This window comes from Bacillus cereus group sp. RP29 (genome assembly GCF_040459765.1).
Taxonomy (GTDB): domain Bacteria; phylum Bacillota; class Bacilli; order Bacillales; family Bacillaceae_G; genus Bacillus_A; species Bacillus_A paranthracis.
The window spans coordinates 145,617-166,153 of record NZ_JARVHN010000001.1; the positions used below are offsets into that span (position 1 = coordinate 145,617).

A 20,537-nucleotide genomic window follows, 5' to 3' on the forward strand; every position below is an offset into this window, starting at 1 on the left:
ACAATTGTCATATCGATGTCATGACGCATCATACTGTTTCCTAAGTTTTCCAAGGAATACAATGTAAATATAAGAAACAGCGGGGGTGGAGAGATGGAAAAGATTATTGAAGTAAATAGTGTTTCTAAAACATTTAAACATAAAAAAGCAGTAAATAACGTTTCATTTCATGTGAGTAAAGGAGAAATCGTAGCACTGCTTGGACCGAATGGTGCAGGGAAAACGACGACGATGTCGATGATGCTTGGATTAAAGGATCCGACGGAAGGAATGGTTTCTACATTTGGAAAGAGTCCAAAGCATAGAGATGTTCGTAATAGACTCGGCGCGATGTTACAAGAAGTAAGTGTTATTGATAGCATTACGGTGGAAGAGGCAATTGAGTTATTCCGCAGCTATTATACGAATCCGATAGCGAAAGAAACGTTGCTACAGTTATCGAATTTAAAATCGGAACGAAAGCAAAGATGTGAGAAATTATCAGGTGGTCAAAAGAGAAGGTTAAATTTCGCACTCGCACTTGCAGGAAATCCAGATTTGCTATTTTTAGATGAACCGACAGTTGGAATGGATATTACGTCTCGAAGAACGTTTTGGGAAACGATTCGAAAGTTAGCAAGTGAAGGGAAAACAATTATTTTAACGACGCACTATTTAGAAGAAGCGGATGCATTGGCGAATCGTATTTTATTGTTTGCAAATGGAAAGATTATCGCAGACGGTACACCAGATGAGATGAAAGCGACGATTTCACGAAAAACAATTACATTTTATTCGAAGGAAAGTATTCCTGTAAAATTATTAAAAGGGTTACCAAGCGTAACAGAAGTACAATCAAACGAAGGTCACTTCACTTTAATAACTGAAGATACGGATGCAACCTTAAAAGCAATTTATGAAAAGAACTTACCTGTAACAAATATTTCAGTTGAACGTGGAAGTCTTGATGAAGCATTTGAACAGTTTGTCGCAAATCAGAAGGGGGAAATCGCATGAAAGCTTTATGGATGCAATGCAAAATAGAAATTTTACGTACGTTCCGCAATAAATTATTTATCTTTTTCTCATTATTAATGCCAGTTATGTTTTACTACATTTTCACTAATGTTATTCAAGTGCCACAAAACGGAGATGCGTGGAAAGCGCATTATTTAATCTCAATGGCGACGTTTAGTATTGTAGGGACAGCACTTTTTAGTTTCGGTGTAAGGATTTCTCAGGAAAAAGGGCAAGGGTGGACACATTTGTTGAAAATTACACCACTTCCAGAGGGAGCGTATATAACAGCAAAGATCATCGCTCAAACAGTAGTAAATGCTTTTTCAATCTTAGTTATTTTTATTGCAGGAATATTAATTAATCATGTTGAGTTAACGGTAGGGCAATGGATTGGTGCTGGATTATGGTTGTTGTTAGGTGTAACACCATTTTTAGCATTAGGAACAGTAATAGGTTCTATTAAGAAGGCGGATGCAGCAGCGGGTTTAGCGAATATTTTAAATATGAGTTTAGCTGTAATTGGCGGTCTATGGATGCCAATCGAAGTATTCCCGAAAATATTAAGATCTATCGGTGAATGGACACCAACATATCACTTCGGAAGTGGTGCATGGGATATTGTAGCTGGAAAATCAATTGGTTGGGAAAATATCGCGGTATTAGGAGGTTATTTCCTTATATTTGTTGTAGTATCAATATATATAAGAAAAAGACAGGAAGCGGTATAAATGACAGAGAAGAAGAGGATTGAAATTTTTCCGAAACATATGGGATTCTTTCCGTATATGTGGCTCGTTTACTTGTTATTTCCAATTTATAATTTAACACAAGTATCGGGATGGAAGCTTGTAATAGGAAGCGGTATGTTGATAGTTTTCATGATCACATACCGTCAACTTTATTTTGTTCAGAAGACGTTTATTTTATGGGCTTGTACTCAAATGATACTTACGCTTTTATTTGCTTTATTTTATAATCCCTTCATGATATTCTTTGGCTTTTTCACAGCAAGTGCAATGGGGTTTGCACCAAGTAAGAAAGTATTTCGGATATTACTATGTTTGTTAGTTGTAATGCTTGGAGTATTTGTATTTATAAATATGAATCAACTAACACCGACAAGTTTAGTAAATATCGTTCCGATGTTTATTTTAATGTTACTTACACCATTTGGAATGCGTAATTTTAATCAAAAAAAGATGTTAAGAAATCAATTAAACGAAGCGAATGAGCAAATTAAAGATTTAGTGAAACGTGAAGAACGGCAACGAATTGCAAGAGATCTTCATGATACGCTCGGGCATACGCTATCACTCATTACTTTAAAGAGTCAGCTCGTGGAGAAATTAATTGTAAAAAATCCGGAGCGTGCAAGTGCGGAAGCAAAGGAAATTACACAAACATCTCGTACTGCTTTAAAGCAGCTAAGAGAATTAATTTCGGATATGCGTATGATTACAGTAGAGGAAGAGCTAGAGCAAATAAAGGCGATCTTACAAGCTGCTAATGTTGAATTAGAGATCAAACAAGAAACGAGTGCAAGTTCGCTATCACCCATTGAACAAAATATTTTAGGAATGTGTTTACGTGAAGCTGTTACGAATGTTGTAAAGCATAGTAAGGCAACGCGGTGCATAGTTTCTGTACGAGAATTACAAGGTGAATTGATTTTGACAGTAGAAGATAACGGAATTGGTTTAGCGGATCAAAATCACGATGGGAATGGTATTCGTGGTATGAAGGAGCGAATCGCTCTTATTGATGGATTTGTTGAACTGGGTACGATTAATCCAGGAACACTATTAACAGTAAAAGTTCCAGTTGTTATTAGAACAGGAAAAGATGAGGTGAAGGCATGATTCGAATTATTATTGCAGAAGATCAGCGAATGCTTCGTGGTGCGTTAGGAGCCCTACTCGATCTAGAAGATGATATTGAAGTAATTGGGCAGGCTGCAAACGGGGAAGAGGCGCTAAAACTAATTGAATCGTTAAAGCCTGATGTAAGCATTATGGATATTGAAATGCCAATTCAAAGTGGATTAGATGTTGCGGAAACGTTAAAGAAAGAAAATTCAGCGTGCAAGGTAATGATTTTAACGACATTTGCGCGTCCTGGATATTTTGAACGAGCAATGAAAGCTGGTGTGCACGGATATTTATTAAAAGATAGCCCAAGCGAGGATTTAGCTGCATCGATTCGCAACGTAATGAAAGGTAAACGAGAGATTTCTCAAGATTTAATGTTCGGCTTATGGCAGGAGCAAAATCCGTTATCAGATCGTGAAAAAGAAGTATTGCTACTTGCGAAAGAGGGAAAGACGGCAAATGAAATCGCCAAGGCACTTTATCTTTCGCCAGGTACAGTACGTAATTATATTTCTGAAGTATTAACGAAGCTTGATGCGAAAAATAGAATTGAGGCAATTACAATTGCGGAAGAAAAGGGATGGATATGAAAAGAAGTTTACCTATGAATGGTAAACTTCTTTTTTTCTTATAAACAACGGTTTCACTAGAGAATTACGTCTTAGTTGAATTGCTTGGAAGTTGAAGTGTAGTACATAATGAAGATTTTACTTCATTTTTCGACAAAAAATTTGTTATAGTTAGATTAAGTTGTTGGTCTAAATTTTGGACCAATTTGCCACTAATAGTTGTAATTACTCCATTTTTATCTACTTTTACAATGAAATCTTGACCATATACTTTATAGTTTTTGAAAGATTGTTCAAGATGAAATTCGGTTTGATTTTCTTTATCGGTAGGTTGAAATTCTCCATTTTTTTCAGTTTTTACTTGCTCTTGTTGAGCCTTAGCCCCATTTACCTCACCTTTTAAATAGTTTTTCGCAATATTTTCTTTCGTATCATTTTGGGGTTGTGTTAATTTCTAAATTGTTAAACTAGGCTGAGCAATTTCAACTTTTAATTCATTTTGTCTAATTCTTGGGTGTGGATCGCTTTTGCTGATAAAGGATAAAAAAGACCGAGTGTAATAAAAGCATGGGCAAGTTTTCTATAATTTATCTATAATACTCCTAATCTATTATTGTATATGGGATGGATTGTATGAAAAATTTGCCGAATTTTATATATATATTATGCATTATTTCATATCAAAAATTGTCGAATTCACTTTATTGTAGTGGTATGACAACTCGAAAAATTAGATTGTTATAGTGGGATGGTGAGTAAGTATGCACGCAGAAAAATTAGGAAGTGAAATTAAGAAAATTAGGGTGATGAGAGGATTAACACAAAAACAGTTATCCGAGAATATATGTCACCAATCGGAAGTGAGCCGAATTGAATCGGGCGCGGTATACCCAAGTATGGACATATTACAAGGTATTGCAGCAAAGTTACAAGTTCCCATTATCCATTTTTATGAGGTACTTATCTATTCTGACATTGAAAGGAATAAGCAGCTAAAAGACCGAATTATTACGCTTTGTAAGCAAAAGAAATATAAGGAAATTTATAATAAAGTATGGAATGAGTTGAAAAAGGAAGAATATCATCCTGAGCTTCAGCAGTTTCTTCAATGGCAATATCATGTGGCTGCTTACGTATTGAAAAAAATTGATTACGAATATTGTATTTTAGAATTAAAGAAATTGCTCAATCAACAATTGGTAGGTATAGATGTATACCAGAACCTGTATATTGAAAACGCAATTGCAAACATTTACGCTGAAAATGGCCATTTTAAGAAGAGTATTGAGTTATATGAAAATATATTAAAGCAATTAGAAGTATTGCATGATAATAAAGAGTTTGATGTGAAGGTGAGACATAATTATGCAAAGGCATTATACTTAGACAATCAATACGAAGAAGCACTTTGTCACGCAAATAAAGCCATTGAACTATCGTGTCAAATTAATAGTATGACATTGATTGGACAGTTATACTATCGAAAAGTTGAGTGCCTAGAAAAGCTAGAGTGTGATAGAGCAGAAATTGAAGATGCTTACGAAAAAGCTTACTTCTTTTTCGATATATTAGGAAACCATACATTAAAAGAATCAATTATAAAAAGGATGAAGAAATAAAAAAGATTTAAAAAGAAAATATGCATAATTGCATAAGATGTGGATAAATTTTCATGATATATTTAAAGAAAAAATGTGGGTGATGGAATATGAAAAAACTACTTATTGGTAGTCTGTTAACGTTAGCAATGGCATGGGGTATTTCATTAGGAGATACAGCTTTAGAGAAAAACCAAGTAATTTCTCATAATGATCAAGAAGTACAATTAGCTTCAGATGTACCTTTTGAATATTAAAAAAAACAACCGTCTTACTTAGACGGTTGTTTTTTTGTGGAGTAACCTCCAAACGTCTTTACTAGAAACGGGCTTGCTAATAAAGAATCCTTGAATGTGGTCACAGTTTTGCTCATATAAAAACTTCCATTGTTCTTCAGTTTCTACACCTTCTGCGATAACTTCTAAATTTAGTTCTTTTGATAGTGTAATAATGGAAGAAATAATCGCTTCCTCTAAAGGACTAGTTGTAATTCCGCAAATAAATTCTCGAGCAATTTTTAATGTATTAATTGGATATTTTGTTAAATAAGCTAAAGAACTATAACCAGTTCCAAAGTCATCAATTGAAATTTGAATACCGAGATTTTGAAGTTGTTCTAGTTTTGCAACTACAGATTGATTTTGGTTAATGGCGATACTTTCTGTAATTTCGATATCTAGTGCTTCTGGTTTTAACTCTGTTTCTTCTAAAACTTTTGAAATAGTTGGGATTAAATCTGCATGATTAAATTGAACTACAGATAAATTTACACCGACTTTTAAGTGAGAGAAACCTTGATTATGCCATCTTTTCGCTTCTAAGCAAGCAGTACGTAAAATCCAATTTCCAAGTTCAATAATGAATCCAGTTTCCTCTGCTAGAGGGATAAATTGGGCTGGGGATACGATACCGAGCTTTGGATGTTTCCAACGAATTAATGCTTCAAAACCAATAACTTGTTTTGTTTTTGTGCTTACTTGTGGCTGGTATTCAAGGAAAAATTCATTTTGTTGTAATGCTTTTGAAAGTTCTCCTTCTAAGAAGTTACTCTCATTTTGAGCGATACTCATTTCTTTTGAGAAGAAAACAAATCGGTTTTTTCCATTTGCTTTCGCGCGATACATAGCCATATCAGCATTTTTCATTAATGCTGTTACATCAGTTCCACAATCAGGGTACATTGCAATTCCGATACTTGGTGTAATAGACAGTTCTTCATCTTTAATGAAGAATGGTTTGTTTAAAATATTTAAAATTTGTTCAGCTATAAAGGCCGCACTTTTTTCTGAGTACATATCTGGTAATAGAATTGTAAACTCATCTCCACCTTGGCGAGCAACGACATCTTTTGAACGTAGGCAACTGCGTAATCGTTTTGCTACTTCAATTAATAACAAGTCTCCGACGTCATGACCGAGTCTATCGTTAATTTTTTTGAATCGATCTAAATCCAGAAACATGACGGCAACATCATTTGCGCTAGCCTGAGCGGTATTTAAAATGTTTTTTAAATCTTTTTCAAACTTACGGCGATTTGGTAATCCGGTAAGTGCATCATGAAAGGCTAAATGTTCTACTTGTTTTTGTTTTTCATATAAAGTTGTAATATCACGTGCTATGCCAAACATCCCGACAACTTCCTTGTTTATGAAAGTAGGGATGAGTGTAATGTGAAGGTAATAGTAGTAACCTTCTTTTTCCTTTGTACGAACTTCTAAAGTTTGTGGTCTACCTTCTTTCGTTAGTTGTAAAGCTTTCTTTAGTAAATCATGGTCTTTTGAGTCAATAAAGTGTAAAAGGGAATAGCTTTCTACTTCACAATAGTAGGCAGTAAATAAGCTTTCGCAAGCTGTATTAGACTGCTGGAAAATACCATACATATTTAAAGAGAAAACAGCATCCGGGTGATCTTCGAATAAAGATTTATAACGTTGTTCACTTTTTGATAAAGCAGATGCACCTTCTTCTACTTTATCTTCTAGTTGTGTAGTCAACTGTTCGTATGTATCGATTAGTGCCTGATTATCTTTCCACATATAAAGTTGTCGTAAGAATAATAAGATAAGAGATAATACTAGACCGATCAACATGAACTTATCATCCCAAGGTTGAAAGATAATAAAAGAAAAAGTAATGATTATACTAAAATAAGGTAATATAAAGCGCACATAATCAAACCGATAATATTTTGTTTTCGTTTCATGCTGTATTGGTTTATCTAAAATATATAGTATGGATGACAAACCAATTAATAAAATCGAAGCAGTATGTATTAAGTAAGAGACTTCAGAAGAAGGTTTTATCCCTGCGTTTAATTGAAACAGGTGTATATATCCGTACACGAGTATAATAGTAAAGCCGATAATTAATGAAATTCTGCTAGAAGAATATTCTTCTCTTCTATATAGACTAATTACGGCGTAGATTACTAATGATTGTGCAATAAAATATCCAATTAAAACCCAGGTATCTGTTGTTAACATACGAAAGCTTGAAATGTCCAAAATAAAAGTTAAGGTAAAATAAATATTCATAATAACGATAAAGATGCTATCGAATGAAAATTGAGCTAGTCCTCTAATAGAGTAATGTTTTATGAACTTTATAGCAAAGCCAGAAAAGAGCAAAATATATTGTACGATAAAAAAGGGCAATGCCTTATATGAGAATATGACTTGGTCATATATAGAAAGTGAATGAAGAAATAGAGTTATCTCCATTGTCAATCCACATAGGCAAGTGCATAGTACTAAAACCCAAAATAATTTGTCACCGCGCTTCATTTTCTTAATTGCTTTATATAGGCAATAGCAAGAAAAGAGTGTAGCGAAAAAAAATAAGAAGAGAATTCCAATTTCTTTTATATTTAAGTCCTTAGGGATAAGAAATATCCAAAGAGAAAATATAATTATGTACATCGTGACAAAGTGTACGTATTTTTTTTGATTAATCATATTATGACTCCGTTTCAATAAAGTTGAATCACAGGTGGAAAATGCTAATTCCAATCATAGCATATAAAATAGGATGTTTTTTACTAAAAAAATTACTTTTTTTGAAAAAAATAGCTCAACATTACAATTTACCATTGTAATGTTGAGCTACTTATTCTTTTTACCCCTCTTATAGAGGATAATTCATGTATGAATTGCAGCATCGCTAAATCTTTCTGTTTACTTTCAATCATAATATCGAAATTATGATTGATTTTTTTTGCAACGTGTAAGAAAGGTTTAATAAACTCTAAATCAATATATTCCGCGTGAGCCCTAAATTCTTTTTTTGATTTAGGAGAGGAAATGTGAACTTTAGGAACGATATTTGTATGTGACCAAGTTTCAAAAATTGCAGGAAGTAACTCTTCTAACGGTTCTTCGCAAAGATTTGCCATGTGATGGTGATAATCAAATACGAATGGGATCTTTTCTTTTTGGCAAATAGATAAAGTTTCAGCAGTTGTATATGTTTTATCATCATTTTCAAGTGTCATTTGCCTCTTTATATGTGCAGGAAGTTTTTTTATGTTGTCATGGAAACGTTCAACCGCTTTTTCTTTATTTCCGTAGGCACCACCTACATGGATGTTAATATAAGAAGAATCTGCAATGCCTATTGCATCTAATACTTTATAATGATAGGTCATATCTGTAATAGCGTTAGTCGTAATGTGTGGTTTGTCGCTTGTAAATAGTGTAAATTGATTCGGATGAAAACTTACTCGTAAATTATGTTCTTGAATTAATGCCCCAATTGTACGCCAAAGCGGTGTGAACAATCCGATGTAATCAAACTCGACTTCGGGATGTGTTGCAAGTGGGACGATGGAAGAAGATAAGCGATATAATGGAATTTCATGCGCTATATTGTAATGAAGAATACGTATTGTATGCTCAAGATTCTGCCGCGTAACATCGTATAATTTATCTTCTCGTTCTTGTTTACTAAGCTTTTGAAAGCTTGTAAATGTCATCGTTTTAGCCGGAGAACAGTCCCAGAGTGCCATTGCATGTGAGACATATCCGAAACGCATAATCATAATGAATACATCTCCTTTATGCATTATCTTTCCTATAGGAAGAAAGCAAGTATTGTTCCTATCCATTCTTTGCCTCTATTAATGAGAGAATTCGGACTAACATCTTTCAAGGAAAGTAATGACGCATTTTCTAGATCTTCGTGGAATTTATTTTTTACTGTTTGTATAAAATGTTCATCATATAAAAGGCAGTTGATTTCATGGTTAATATATAAACTTCTCATATCAAAGTTTGCAGTTCCGATATCACAGATATAGTCATCAACTATAATAACTTTAGCGTGAAAAAAACCTTGTTGAAATGCGTAAATATTACAGCCAGCTTGTATTAACTTTCGGCAATATGGGAATTTTGCTTCTCGAACAAGGGGGTGATCCGCTTTTTCTGGAACGAGAATCGTGATTTGAACCCCTCGTTTTCGTGCTTCTAATAATGCGTTCATAATTTTTCTTCCAGGAATGAAATAGGGTGTACCGATAAAGAGTTCCTTTTTTGCACCTTCAATTAAATGTAAAAAAGTATGTTGTAAATAGGCACCATCAGTTGGAATAAATTGATGTTCGATAGTACCGGGTTGCTGTTTCGGAAAATAAAGAGAAGCGTCCAATAAATTTTGGTTTGTATCATCAAACCAGTCATGTAAAAATTGCTTTTGTAAATCTTGTACTCCTTCGCCTGTAAGACGTAAATGATAGTCCCTCCATAATCCTAACCGCTCATTATGTCCCAAATACTCTTCACCAATATTAAATCCCCCAATGTAACCAATTTTCCCGTCGATAACTGTAATTTTTCTATGGTTTCTTTGATTTGCAGAAAAGAAAGGAAAAGGAAACTTTACTTTGTGACAAAATGAAAAAGAGATACCATGTTTTTGTAGGGAGCGAACGGCCTCGTTTGATAAATGATGGCTTCCCAATCTATCGAGTAAAAGTCTTACTTCAATTCCTTCCTTTGCCTTATCAATAAGTAACTTTAAAAATTCTCGGCTGATTGTATCGTTTTTTACAATGAAAAACAAAACGTGCACATGGTGTTTCGCCTGTTTTATATCAGTAAATAGAGTGTCATACAAATCTTTTCCGTATGTATAAAGGTGAAAATCACTTTGACGTAAAGGGAAAGAACGAGAACGTACACGCCTTAAATGAACAATTCTCCCATAAGAAAGATCAATTACAATCCAGAGAGCAATACCTATTAATAAGAGAGATAAGAAGAACATGAGTAAATTCCCTCCTTCACGGTCTTTTCACCATTTGTTTTTTATAAATCAAACATTCATTTTATTCGGTTATTTGTGGGCTAATAATTAGTAGGGAGTAAATAACTTCTAATGATTAAAGTTTCACTTTATAGTTTCACCGAAATAAACAGCTTTATTAAAAAATATGTTGTTGTATAACAAAAAACTGTTGACTGAATGCTCACTCATTATATAATGAAGGTAGGGGATAAAATTCAGAAAATTATATGTTTTTGAAGATTCTAAAAAAGAAAGAGGGCTTACAAAGAGAGGGGTAGCATAAAAATGAATAGCTTACTGATCATGAATTGGCTGGCTGCCATTGCTGTTATTGCTTATGCGGGATATTTGTTTGTGTATCTTATACGAACGAGGATGGCCTACATACAGTTAGGAAAAAAGATTGAATTTGACCGTCGTTTTAAAGAGCGTTGGGATCTCCTTAAGGTCAATGTTTTCGGTCAGAAAAAGCTGCTGAAAGATAAAAAGAGCGGCATTATTCACGTTATGTTCTTTTACGGATTTATTCTTGTCCAATTTGGAGCAATTGACTTCGTTTGGAAAGGACTCGCACCAGGATCACATCTTCCACTTGGACCACTATACCCTGCATTTACATTCTTCCAGGAAATTGTCACACTTGTTATTTTAATTGCAGTCTTTTGGGCTTTTCATCGACGTTATGTTGAGAAGCTAGTTCGTTTAAAACGTAATTTCAAATCAGGCCTTGTTCTTATCTTTATCGGTGGCTTAATGATTTCTGTGCTACTTGGTAATGGGATGGGAATTATATGGCATGGCGAGGAGCTTTCATGGAGTGAGCCAATCGCTTCTGCAATCGCTTACGTTTTCTCAGGGATAAATGAAACCGTAGCCATTTCTGTGTTCTATTTCTCTTGGTGGGTGCATTTACTAATTTTGTTAACATTTTTAGTTTATGTTCCACAATCGAAACACGCGCATTTAATTGCGGGACCAGCTAACGTTTTCTTCGGCCGTCTTTCAAATCCAGGGAAACTTGAAAAGATTGACTTTGAAGATGAAACACAAGAAACATTTGGTGTTGGTAAAATCGAAGATTTTAGACAAAATCAGCTTATTGACTTATACGCTTGCGTAGAGTGTGGTCGTTGTACAAATATGTGTCCGGCAACAGGAACAGGTAAAATGTTATCGCCGATGGATTTAATTTTAAAACTTCGCGATCATTTAACTGATAAAGGAGCGGCAGTAACATCAAAAGCGCCTTGGGTTCCAGTAGTTGCTTTTAATAATACACAAGGAAATCAGTTAGCGATGATGGCAGCTGGGAAAGGGCAACAAGAATCAGCGGCTGCAACACTCGCTTACGATCCAAGTTTAATTGGAGATGTTATTACAGAAGAAGAGATTTGGGCTTGTACAACGTGTCGTAACTGTGAGGATCAGTGTCCAGTTATGAATGAGCACGTTGATAAAATTATTGATTTACGCCGCTATCTCGTTTTAACAGAAGGAAAGATGGATGCGGAAGCACAGCGTGCGATGACAAACATCGAGCGTCAAGGGAATCCGTGGGGTCTAAACCGTAAAGAGCGTGAAACTTGGCGCCAAGGTGATGATGAAGTAACGGTTCCAACTGTAAAAGAAAAATCGAAAGCTGGCGAGGAGTTCGAATATTTATTCTGGGTTGGTTCAATGGGATCATATGATAATCGTAGTCAGAAGATTGCGATATCGTTTGCGAAGTTGATGAACGAAGCAGGCATTTCATTTGCGATACTCGGTAATAAGGAAAAGAACTCTGGAGATACACCGCGCCGTCTTGGAAATGAATTTGTCTTCCAAGAGATGGCGACAAAAAATATCGAGGAATTTGAAAAAGCAGGAGTGAAGAAAATCGTTACGATTGACCCTCATGCTTATAACACATTTAAAAATGAGTATCCGGACTTTGGCTTGCAAGCAGAAGTCTATCATCATACAGAACTGTTAGCTCAGTGGGTGAAAGAAGGACGCTTAAAACCGGTTCACGCTATTGAGGAAACAGTTACGTACCATGATTCCTGCTACTTAGGAAGATACAACGAAGTATACGAAGCCCCGCGTGACATTTTGAAAGCGATTCCTGGTGTGAATCTTGTAGAAATGGCACGTAACCGTGAAACGGGAATGTGCTGTGGAGCAGGTGGTGGCTTAATGTGGATGGAGGAAACAACAGGTTCACGCATTAACGTTGCTCGTACAGAACAAGCATTAGCTGTACAGCCATCCATTATCGGTACAGGATGTCCGTATTGCTTAACGATGATTAGTGATGGGACGAAAGCGAAAGAAGTTGAAGAGAAAGTTCAAACTCTCGATGTAACAGAGATTTTAGAACGCTCAGTGATTGGACAGAAGAAAGAAGCAATCTAGTTTGTAGGAATGCATACAACTTTAGAAAGAGGTGCAATGATTGCACCTCTTCTCAACGTAGGGATACCGAGCGAGCGCTCAGTGTTAAAAAATGAAATGGGGGAAAGAAACATGAGTAAAACAGTTATTTTAAGTGCTGCAAGAACACCAGTTGGAAAATTTGGAGGATCTTTAAAAGATGTAAAAGCAACAGAACTTGGAGGGATTGCAATTAAAGCGGCGCTTGAAAGAGCAAATGTTTCTGCTAGTGATGTTGAGGAAGTTATATTCGGAACGGTTATTCAAGGTGGGCAGGGGCAAATTCCGTCGCGCCAAGCGGCGAGGGCTGCTGGAATCCCTTGGGAAGTGCAGACGGAAACAGTGAATAAAGTTTGTGCATCGGGGCTTCGTGCGGTTACGTTAGCGGATCAAATTATTCGTACTGGCGATCAATCATTGATTGTAGCTGGTGGTATGGAGTCGATGAGTAACAGTCCTTACATTTTACGAGGAGCAAGATGGGGATATAGAATGGGCAACAACGAAGTCGTTGATTTAAACGTTGCTGATGGTTTAACATGCGCATTTTCAGGTATACACATGGGTGTTTATGGCGGAGAAGTTGCGAAGGAAGATGGAATTTCTCGCGAAGCGCAAGATGAATGGGCATATCGTAGCCACCAGCGTGCGGTTTCAGCACATAATGAAGGACGTTTTGAAGAGGAAATCGTGCCAGTAACGATTCCGCAAAGAAAAGGCGATCCTATTGTCGTTGCAAAGGATGAGGCGCCACGCGCGGATACAACAATTGAAAAGTTAGCAAAATTAAAACCTGTATTTGATAAAACAGCGACAGTGACAGCTGGTAATGCACCAGGCTTAAACGATGGTGGTGCTGCACTTGTATTAATGAGCGAAGAAAGAGCAAAGCAAGAAGGAAAAAAGCCGTTAGCGACAATTTTGGCACATACAGCAATTGCAGTGGAGTCTAAAGATTTCCCGAGAACGCCAGGTTATGCAATTAACGCATTGCTTGAAAAAACAGGCAAGACAATTGAAGACATCGATTTATTCGAGATTAATGAAGCATTTGCAGCAGTAGCAATTGCAAGTACAGAAATCGCAGGAATTGACCCAGAAAAATTGAATGTAAATGGCGGCGCAGTAGCGATGGGACATCCGATTGGAGCAAGCGGAGCGCGCATTATCGTTACACTAATCCATGCACTTAAGCAACGCGGCGGTGGAATTGGAATTGCTTCGATTTGTAGTGGTGGCGGTCAAGGCGATGCAGTGATGATTGAAGTTCACTAATTAAGATTAGAAGATATATAGTTTATTAAAAATTAAGGGGGAAGAAGAAATGGGTGTACAAAAAATTGTTGTAATTGGTGCAGGACAAATGGGATCAGGAATTGCGCAAGTATGTGCAATGGCAGGATACGATGTGAAGGTACAAGATTTAAAACAGGAGCAATTAGATAGAGGATTGGCTATTATTACGAAAAACTTAGCACGCCAAGTAGAAAAGGGGCGCATGAAGGAAGAAGAAAAGGAAGCGACATTAAACCGTCTTGCAGTAACGCTTGATTTAGATTGTGTGAAGGAAGCGGATCTTATTATCGAAGCAGCTGTCGAGAAAATGGATATTAAAAAGAAAATCTTTGCGAATTTAGATGAAATTGCTCCAGAACACGCAATTTTAGCGACAAATACGTCATCTTTGCCAATTACAGAAATTGCCGCGGTAACGAAACGTCCGGAAAAAGTAATCGGTATGCACTTTATGAATCCGGTTCCGGTTATGAAACTTGTTGAAATTATTCGTGGTTTGGCTACAGATGATGCGGTATACAAAACAATTGAAGATATTACGAAGAAAATTGGCAAAGTACCAGTTGAAGTAAATGATTTCCCAGGATTTGTATCGAATCGTATTTTATTGCCGATGATTAACGAAGCAATTTATACGTTATATGAAGGTGTAGCGACGAAAGAAGCGATTGATGAAGTAATGAAACTTGGTATGAATCACCCGATGGGTCCTTTAACGCTCGCTGATTTTATCGGTTTAGACACGTGTTTATATATTATGGAAGTGTTGCATGAAGGTTTAGGTGATAGTAAATACCGCCCATGTCCATTACTGCGTAAGTACGTAAATGCAGGATGGTTAGGACGTAAAACAGGTCGTGGTTTCTACGTTTACGAATAAATCCCCCTTTGTTACAAAATAGTGGTCTTACCAAATTATTAAAAGGATTTATAGCAAATGGAGGCGGAGTATATGAACTTTCGTTTTAATGAAGAGCAACAAATGATGAGAAAAATGGTTCGAGATTTTGCACAGAAGGAAATTGCTCCCTTTGTTCCTAGTATGGAACAAGGGGTGTTTCCAAAAGAGATTTTGCAGAAGATGGGTGAGCTTGGATTAATGGGAATTCCAGCGCCTGCAAAATACGGCGGGGCAGAAATGGATTTTATTTCTTACATTTTAGCAATTGAAGAAATTTCAAAGGTAAGCGCAACGGTTGGTGTAATTTTAGCTGTACATACGTCAGTTGGAATGAACCCGATTTTATATTTCGGAACAGAAGAACAGAAAGAGAAATACGTTTCTAAACTTGCGACTGGTGAATATTTAGGTGCATTTGCATTAACAGAACCAAATGCAGGATCGGATGCAGGAAGTTTGAAATCAAGAGCTGTGAAGAAAGGCGATCATTACATTATTAATGGATCGAAGGTGTTCATTACAAATGGTGGTGAAGCAAGTACATATATTGTATTCGCTTCTACAAATCCAGAGGCAGGAAAGAGTGGGATTTCTGCATTCATAGTAGAGAAAGATACACCAGGCTTAATTATCGGTAAAGATGAGCATAAAATGGGACTGCTCGGTTCTCGCACTGTACAACTTACGTTCGAGGATATGAAGGTACCGGCTGAGAATTTACTTGGTGAAGAAGGACAAGGATTTAAGGTAGCAATGGCGAATTTAGATGTTGGAAGAATTGGGATTGGGGCGCAAGCATTAGGGATTGCTGAAGCGGCGCTTGCATGTGCGATTGATTATGCGAAAGAACGTGAGCAATTCGGAAAGCCAATTGCGGCGCAGCAAGGGATTGGCTTCAAACTTGCAGATATGGCAACTAGTGTAGAAGCGGCGCGATTACTCGTATATAGGGCGGCATCGCTAAGAGCGCAAGGATTACCATGTGGTAAGGAAGCATCTATTGCGAAATTATTCGCTTCTAAAACAGCTGTTGAAGTTGCGATTGAAGCGGTGCAAGTATTTGGGGGATACGGTTATACGAAGGACTATCCAGTAGAAAGATTTTTCCGTGATGCGAAAATCACGCAAATATATGAAGGAACGAGCGAAATACAGAAACTTGTTATTAGCCGGGCTTTATAAAAGCATAAGGGGGAGACGGGCATGCATTTTAAACTATCAGAAGAACATGAAATGATAAGAAAAATGGTTCGAGACTTTGCTAAGAATGAAGTAGCACCGACGGCAGCTGAGCGTGATGAAGAAGAGAGGTTTGATCGTGCAATATTTGATCAAATGGCCGAGCTTGGTTTAACTGGTATTCCGTGGCCTGAAGAATACGGCGGAATTGGAAGCGATTACTTAGCGTATGTAATTGCTATTGAAGAATTATCGCGTGTATGTGCTTCTACAGGTGTAACATTGTCTGCACATACTTCGCTTGCTGGTTGGCCAATTTTTAAATTTGGAACAGAAGAGCAAAAGCAAACATTTTTACGACCGATGGCTGAAGGAAAGAAAATTGGTGCGTACGGCTTAACGGAGCCAGGGTCTGGATCGGATGCTGGTGGAATGAAGACGATCGCCAAAAGAGATGGAGACCATTATGTATTAAATGGATCAAAAATATTTATCACTAATGGTGGTATTGCTGATATTTATGTTGTTTTCGCATTAACTGATCCTGAATCGAAGCAGCGTGGCACGAGTGCATTTATAGTGGAAAGTGATACACCAGGATTTTCAGTTGGGAAGAAGGAGAGTAAATTAGGGATTCGCTCTTCACCAACAACTGAAATTATGTTCGAAGATTGCCGTATTCCTGTAGAGAATTTACTTGGTGAAGAAGGACAAGGGTTTAAGATAGCGATGCAAACATTAGATGGTGGCCGTAACGGTATTGCGGCGCAAGCGGTCGGTATTGCACAAGGGGCTTTAGATGCTTCCGTAGAATATGCAAGAGAGCGTCATCAGTTTGGGAAGCCGATTGCGGCGCAACAAGGGATTGGCTTTAAACTTGCAGATATGGCAACGGATGTGGAGGCGGCGCGTCTTCTAACATATCAAGCAGCTTGGCTGGAATCGGAAGGGCTTCCGTATGGGAAAGAGTCAGCGATGTCAAAAGTATTTGCAGGTGATGCAGCGATGAAGGTGACGACGGAAGCGGTACAAGTATTTGGTGGTTACGGTTATACGAAAGATTATCCAGTAGAGCGATACATGCGAGATGCAAAGATTACACAGATATATGAAGGAACACAAGAGATTCAAAGGCTCGTAATTTCTCGTATGTTAACGAAGTAGGATCAAAGGCGTAGGTATTTTCCTACGCTTTTTCCTTCCAAAAAATAATAGAGAGGTGAAGGGGATGGTTAAACATAATGTGCATGCATCAGTGAAAGATGAAAAATTAGTTGCGTTAAGGCGTGAACAAATGATTAAAGGTGCAGTACAACTGTTTAAACAAAAAGGATTTCCGCGTACAACAACGAGAGAGATTGCAAAGGCAGCTGGATTTAGTATTGGAACGCTTTATGAATACATTCGTACAAAAGATGATGTTTTGTATTTAGTTTGTGATAGTATTTATGAACATGTAAAAGAAAGGTTAGAGGAAGTAGTTTGTACGGAAAAAGGAAGTGTAGAAAGTTTAAAGATAGCAATAACGAATTATTTTAAAGTGATGGACGAATTGCAGGAAGAAGTATTAATAATGTATCAAGAGGTACGCTTTTTACCGAAAGAATCACTCCCGTACGTATTAGAAAAGGAGTTTCAAATGGTAGGAATGTTTGAGAATATTTTAGAACAGTGTACGGAAAACGGAACATTTACATTAAATAAAAAAGAAATACAGCTTCTTGCGCATAATATTTTTATACAAGGACAGATGTGGGGATTTCGACGTTGGGCGTTGCAAAAGCTATATACGCTCGAGGAATATACAGACATGCAAATTAGGTATGTATTACAAGGGGCCCATATGCTTCCGAAATAAGGAATGCACAAATTATAATTTTACTACCCTATAAAAGTTTCCCGTTTTTTTTGTAGCATATTTGTGCGACTTTTGTTTATAATGAATAGTATGGATTTTTTTAAGCAGGCCGTTATATATAAGGTTATATTTGATGAAAGGAAGTGCCGCATAAGTGGATTTTAAGCAATATTCACCAGAAGAGCTAAAAGAATGTTCAATGATTGAAGTTGTACATAGCGTTTTAGGGGATAAAAAACAAGCAACGACATTCAACGAGTTGGTTCAAGAAATCGCTCAAGTGCTGGGACTATCTCAAGAGCAAGTTAATGCGAAGATCGCACAATTTTATACAGACTTAAACATCGATGGACGTTTCATTAATTTAGGAGAAAATCGTTGGGGATTACGTAGCTGGTACCCATATGAGCAAATCGATGAAGAAATCTTGCCTCAACCAAAACCGAAGAAGAAACGTAAAGTTGAAGAAGACGGTTTTGACGACTACATTGAAGAAGATGAAGATGACTTTGATGATGTAGACGGAAATGAAGACGAAGATGATGATGTAGAAGATTTGGACAAGGTTCTTGAAGACGAAGACGGAGACGACGATGATCTTGATGATTTAGAGGACGATGAAGATGACTTCGCTGAAGAAGAACTTGAGTATGATGAAACTGAAGAAGAAGAAGAGGAAGAACTGTAGTTCTTGACTTTTCATTATCGTCCATGTAGAATCATTTTTGGGCTCTTTAAAAAAGGACGATAATACTTTTAAAGTGTAAATATAAAAGAAAATTGCTCCCTACTTATTACTTTATGTGATGAGGGGAGCAATTTTCTTTTTTGTTTTTTGTTTAGAAAATAAAAAGAGTCTAACAATAAGATGGATACAGTGTTATCTACATACGTTGCGCTTTGCAACGGTGATTATATAACAGCAAAATAGAAGGGAGCTTTTTCATGACTAAGTATATTTTTGTAACAGGCGGTGTAGTATCGTCTTTAGGTAAAGGTATTACAGCAGCATCTCTTGGAAGACTTTTAAAAAATCGTGGTTTAAACGTAACAATTCAAAAGTTTGATCCATACATTAACGTAGACCCAGGGACTATGAGCCCATACCAACACGGTGAGGTATTCGTAACAGATGATGGTGCAGAAACTGACTTAGACCTTGGTCACTATGAGCGTTTCATCGACATCAACTTAAACAAATACAGCAACGTAACAACAGGTAAAATTTACTCTTCAGTTCTTCAAAAAGAGCGTCGTGGTGAATACCTAGGAGGAACAGTTCAAGTTATTCCTCACATTACTAACGAAATTAAAGAGCGCGTATACCGTTCTGGTCGCGAAACAAACGCGGACGTTGTTATTACAGAAATCGGTGGAACTGTTGGTGACATCGAGTCTCTACCATTCTTAGAAGCAATCCGTCAAATTAAGAGCGACATCGGTCGTGACAATGTAATGTACATTCACTGTACGTTAATCCCGTACTTAAAAGCAGCGGGTGAAATGAAAACAAAACCAACGCAACATAGCGTTAAAGAGCTTCGCAGTTTAGGTATTCAACCAAATATTATCGTTGTTCGTACAGAAATGCCTGTTTCTCAAGATATGAAAGACAAGCTTGCATTATTCTGTGACATTGATACAAAAGCAGTTATTGAAGCACGCGATGCAGATACTTTATATGCAGTTCCATTATCTCTTCAAGAGCAAAATATGGACCAAATCGTTTGCGATCACTTAAAATTAGACAATCCAGCTGCAGATATGACAGAGTGGACTGCGCTAGTTGAAAAAGTGCGTAACCTTTCTAAGAAAACAAAAATCGCTCTTGTTGGTAAATACGTAGAGCTTCAAGATGCATACATTTCTGTTGTAGAAGCACTTCGTCATGCGGGTTACTCTTTCGACACAGATGTAGAAGTGAAATGGGTAAATGCTGAGCACGTAACAGCAGAGAACGTACAAGAATTAGTAGGAGACACAGATGGTATCCTTGTACCAGGTGGCTTCGGTGATCGTGGTGTAGAAGGTAAAATCGTTGCAATTCAATATGCTCGTGAAAACAAAGTTCCATTCCTAGGAATTTGCTTAGGTATGCAACTTGCATCAATCGAATTCGCACGTAACGTATTAGGATTAGAAGGAGCTAACTCTTCTGAAATCAATCCTGACACACCTTATGCAATCATCGACTTATTACCAGAACAAAAAGATGTAGAAGACTTAGGTGGTACACTTCGTCTTGGTCTATATCCATGTAAGCTTGCTGAAGAAACAAATGCATACAATGCTTACAATGAGCCGGTTGTATATGAGCGTCATCGTCATCGTTATGAGTTCAACAATCAATTCCGTCCGGATATGGAAAAAGAAGGATTTGTATTCTCTGGTACAAGCCCAGATGGCCGTCTAGTTGAAATCATTGAATTAAAAGATCACCCTTGGTTCGTGGCAGCACAGTTCCACCCAGAACTTGTTTCTCGTCCAAACCGTCCACAGCCATTGTTCCATGACTTCGTAAAAGCTTCTATTACGAATAAAGAGAGCAAGTAATAAAAAAGCGCCTGAAAT

At 36.9% G+C, this 20,537-nt stretch carries 17 protein-coding genes and 1 pseudogene; 14 read left to right on the forward strand and 4 right to left on the reverse strand.

The window, feature by feature from the left end; translation table 11 throughout:
• Window positions 1-93: 93 nt before the first annotated feature.
• The 4 genes from QCI47_RS00690 to QCI47_RS00705 are packed head-to-tail and all read left to right on the forward strand — an operon-like array spanning window position 94 to window position 3,457.
• A complete protein-coding gene (locus QCI47_RS00690) occupies window positions 94-996 on the forward strand; it encodes an ABC transporter ATP-binding protein (RefSeq protein WP_071741895.1) in 903 nt (300 codons plus the stop codon).
• Window positions 993-1,727: an ABC transporter permease gene (locus QCI47_RS00695; RefSeq protein ID WP_061131882.1), complete on the forward strand. Its 735-nt coding sequence runs from the start codon at window positions 993-995 to the stop codon at window positions 1,725-1,727. Before QCI47_RS00690 ends, QCI47_RS00695 begins: the two co-directional genes overlap by 4 nt.
• A complete protein-coding gene (locus QCI47_RS00700) occupies window positions 1,728-2,858 on the forward strand; it encodes a sensor histidine kinase (RefSeq protein ID WP_076868014.1) in 1,131 nt (376 codons plus the stop codon).
• Window positions 2,855-3,457 (forward strand): response regulator transcription factor, encoded by a 603-nt coding sequence (locus QCI47_RS00705; RefSeq protein WP_000619261.1) that lies wholly within the window; start codon window positions 2,855-2,857, stop codon window positions 3,455-3,457. Before QCI47_RS00700 ends, QCI47_RS00705 begins: the two co-directional genes overlap by 4 nt.
• A 67-nt stretch (window positions 3,458-3,524) precedes the next feature.
• Here the strand turns inward: QCI47_RS00705 and QCI47_RS00710 are convergent.
• Window positions 3,525-4,027: pseudogene (locus QCI47_RS00710) on the reverse strand (M4 family metallopeptidase); the annotation flags it as partial.
• Between the two features lie 170 nt (window positions 4,028-4,197).
• Between QCI47_RS00710 and plcR the strand changes: the two are divergent.
• Window positions 4,198-5,055, forward strand: a complete 858-nt coding sequence (gene plcR, locus QCI47_RS00715) for a transcriptional regulator PlcR (protein ID WP_000542931.1) — start codon at window positions 4,198-4,200, stop codon at window positions 5,053-5,055.
• 89 nt (window positions 5,056-5,144) lie between these two features.
• Window positions 5,145-5,291, forward strand: a complete 147-nt coding sequence (papR, locus tag QCI47_RS00720) for a quorum-sensing peptide PapR (RefSeq protein ID WP_000734728.1) — start codon at window positions 5,145-5,147, stop codon at window positions 5,289-5,291.
• A gap of 18 nt (window positions 5,292-5,309) precedes the next feature.
• Here papR and QCI47_RS00725 read toward each other — a convergent pair whose 3' ends face one another.
• The 3 genes from QCI47_RS00725 to cls form a co-directional block, all read right to left on the reverse strand.
• On the reverse strand, window positions 5,310-7,988 hold the full coding sequence (locus QCI47_RS00725; protein ID WP_061131880.1) for a DUF4084 domain-containing protein: 2,679 nt from the start codon (window positions 7,986-7,988) through the stop codon (window positions 5,310-5,312).
• A 128-nt stretch (window positions 7,989-8,116) separates the two neighbouring features.
• The gene (gene uvsE / locus QCI47_RS00730) at window positions 8,117-9,070 is read right to left on the reverse strand and encodes a UV DNA damage repair endonuclease UvsE (protein ID WP_309422480.1); all 954 of its coding nucleotides are present in this window, start codon (window positions 9,068-9,070) and stop codon (window positions 8,117-8,119) included.
• Window positions 9,071-9,102: 32 nt separating this feature from the next.
• On the reverse strand, window positions 9,103-10,296 hold the full coding sequence (gene cls / locus QCI47_RS00735; protein WP_076868018.1) for a cardiolipin synthase: 1,194 nt from the start codon (window positions 10,294-10,296) through the stop codon (window positions 9,103-9,105).
• Between the two features lie 306 nt (window positions 10,297-10,602).
• On the opposite strand from cls, the gene QCI47_RS00740 reads away from it, so the two are divergent.
• The 8 genes from QCI47_RS00740 to pyrG all read left to right on the forward strand — a co-directional run bounded on the left by QCI47_RS00740 (window position 10,603) and on the right by pyrG (window position 20,519).
• A complete protein-coding gene (locus QCI47_RS00740; RefSeq protein ID WP_001086790.1) occupies window positions 10,603-12,714 on the forward strand; it encodes a (Fe-S)-binding protein in 2,112 nt (703 codons plus the stop codon).
• Between the two features lie 9 nt (window positions 12,715-12,723).
• Complete coding sequence (locus QCI47_RS00745) at window positions 12,724-14,007, forward strand: acetyl-CoA C-acetyltransferase (RefSeq protein WP_270727742.1); 1,284 nt, start codon at window positions 12,724-12,726, stop codon at window positions 14,005-14,007.
• Between the two features lie 49 nt (window positions 14,008-14,056).
• The gene (locus tag QCI47_RS00750; protein WP_000538858.1) at window positions 14,057-14,908 is read left to right on the forward strand and encodes a 3-hydroxybutyryl-CoA dehydrogenase; all 852 of its coding nucleotides are present in this window, start codon (window positions 14,057-14,059) and stop codon (window positions 14,906-14,908) included.
• A 72-nt stretch (window positions 14,909-14,980) separates the two neighbouring features.
• Window positions 14,981-16,111: an acyl-CoA dehydrogenase gene (locus QCI47_RS00755; protein ID WP_001011168.1), complete on the forward strand. Its 1,131-nt coding sequence runs from the start codon at window positions 14,981-14,983 to the stop codon at window positions 16,109-16,111.
• 21 nt (window positions 16,112-16,132) lie between these two features.
• The gene (gene acdA / locus QCI47_RS00760; protein WP_000545521.1) at window positions 16,133-17,272 is read left to right on the forward strand and encodes an acyl-CoA dehydrogenase AcdA; all 1,140 of its coding nucleotides are present in this window, start codon (window positions 16,133-16,135) and stop codon (window positions 17,270-17,272) included.
• A 64-nt stretch (window positions 17,273-17,336) separates the two neighbouring features.
• On the forward strand, window positions 17,337-17,966 hold the full coding sequence (locus QCI47_RS00765; protein WP_000238604.1) for a TetR/AcrR family transcriptional regulator: 630 nt from the start codon (window positions 17,337-17,339) through the stop codon (window positions 17,964-17,966).
• Between the two features lie 154 nt (window positions 17,967-18,120).
• The gene (gene rpoE / locus QCI47_RS00770; RefSeq protein ID WP_000346283.1) at window positions 18,121-18,654 is read left to right on the forward strand and encodes a DNA-directed RNA polymerase subunit delta; all 534 of its coding nucleotides are present in this window, start codon (window positions 18,121-18,123) and stop codon (window positions 18,652-18,654) included.
• A 257-nt stretch (window positions 18,655-18,911) separates the two neighbouring features.
• Window positions 18,912-20,519 carry a CTP synthase gene (gene pyrG, locus QCI47_RS00775; RefSeq protein WP_000170454.1) on the forward strand — a complete coding sequence of 536 codons (1,608 nt, stop codon included), beginning with the start codon at window positions 18,912-18,914 and terminating at the stop codon, window positions 20,517-20,519.
• Window positions 20,520-20,537 lie beyond the last annotated feature (18 nt).

What these genes read in the sequence shown, in the direction of transcription:
- QCI47_RS00690 (WP_071741895.1), top strand. Translation starts at nt 94, where the DNA reads ATGGAAAAGATTATTGAAGTAAATAGTGTTTCTAAAACATTTAAACAT.
- QCI47_RS00695 (WP_061131882.1), top strand. Translation starts at nt 993, where the DNA reads ATGAAAGCTTTATGGATGCAATGCAAAATAGAAATTTTACGTACGTTC.
- QCI47_RS00700 (WP_076868014.1), top strand. Translation starts at nt 1,728, where the DNA reads ATGACAGAGAAGAAGAGGATTGAAATTTTTCCGAAACATATGGGATTC.
- QCI47_RS00705 (WP_000619261.1), top strand. Translation starts at nt 2,855, where the DNA reads ATGATTCGAATTATTATTGCAGAAGATCAGCGAATGCTTCGTGGTGCG.
- plcR (WP_000542931.1), top strand. Translation starts at nt 4,198, where the DNA reads ATGCACGCAGAAAAATTAGGAAGTGAAATTAAGAAAATTAGGGTGATG.
- papR (WP_000734728.1), top strand. Translation starts at nt 5,145, where the DNA reads ATGAAAAAACTACTTATTGGTAGTCTGTTAACGTTAGCAATGGCATGG.
- QCI47_RS00725 (WP_061131880.1), bottom strand. Translation starts at nt 7,988, where the DNA reads ATGATTAATCAAAAAAAATACGTACACTTTGTCACGATGTACATAATT.
- uvsE (WP_309422480.1), bottom strand. Translation starts at nt 9,070, where the DNA reads ATGATTATGCGTTTCGGATATGTCTCACATGCAATGGCACTCTGGGAC.
- cls (WP_076868018.1), bottom strand. Translation starts at nt 10,296, where the DNA reads ATGTTCTTCTTATCTCTCTTATTAATAGGTATTGCTCTCTGGATTGTA.
- QCI47_RS00740 (WP_001086790.1), top strand. Translation starts at nt 10,603, where the DNA reads ATGAATAGCTTACTGATCATGAATTGGCTGGCTGCCATTGCTGTTATT.
- QCI47_RS00745 (WP_270727742.1), top strand. Translation starts at nt 12,724, where the DNA reads ATGCATACAACTTTAGAAAGAGGTGCAATGATTGCACCTCTTCTCAAC.
- QCI47_RS00750 (WP_000538858.1), top strand. Translation starts at nt 14,057, where the DNA reads ATGGGTGTACAAAAAATTGTTGTAATTGGTGCAGGACAAATGGGATCA.
- QCI47_RS00755 (WP_001011168.1), top strand. Translation starts at nt 14,981, where the DNA reads ATGAACTTTCGTTTTAATGAAGAGCAACAAATGATGAGAAAAATGGTT.
- acdA (WP_000545521.1), top strand. Translation starts at nt 16,133, where the DNA reads ATGCATTTTAAACTATCAGAAGAACATGAAATGATAAGAAAAATGGTT.
- QCI47_RS00765 (WP_000238604.1), top strand. Translation starts at nt 17,337, where the DNA reads ATGGTTAAACATAATGTGCATGCATCAGTGAAAGATGAAAAATTAGTT.
- pyrG (WP_000170454.1), top strand. Translation starts at nt 18,912, where the DNA reads ATGACTAAGTATATTTTTGTAACAGGCGGTGTAGTATCGTCTTTAGGT.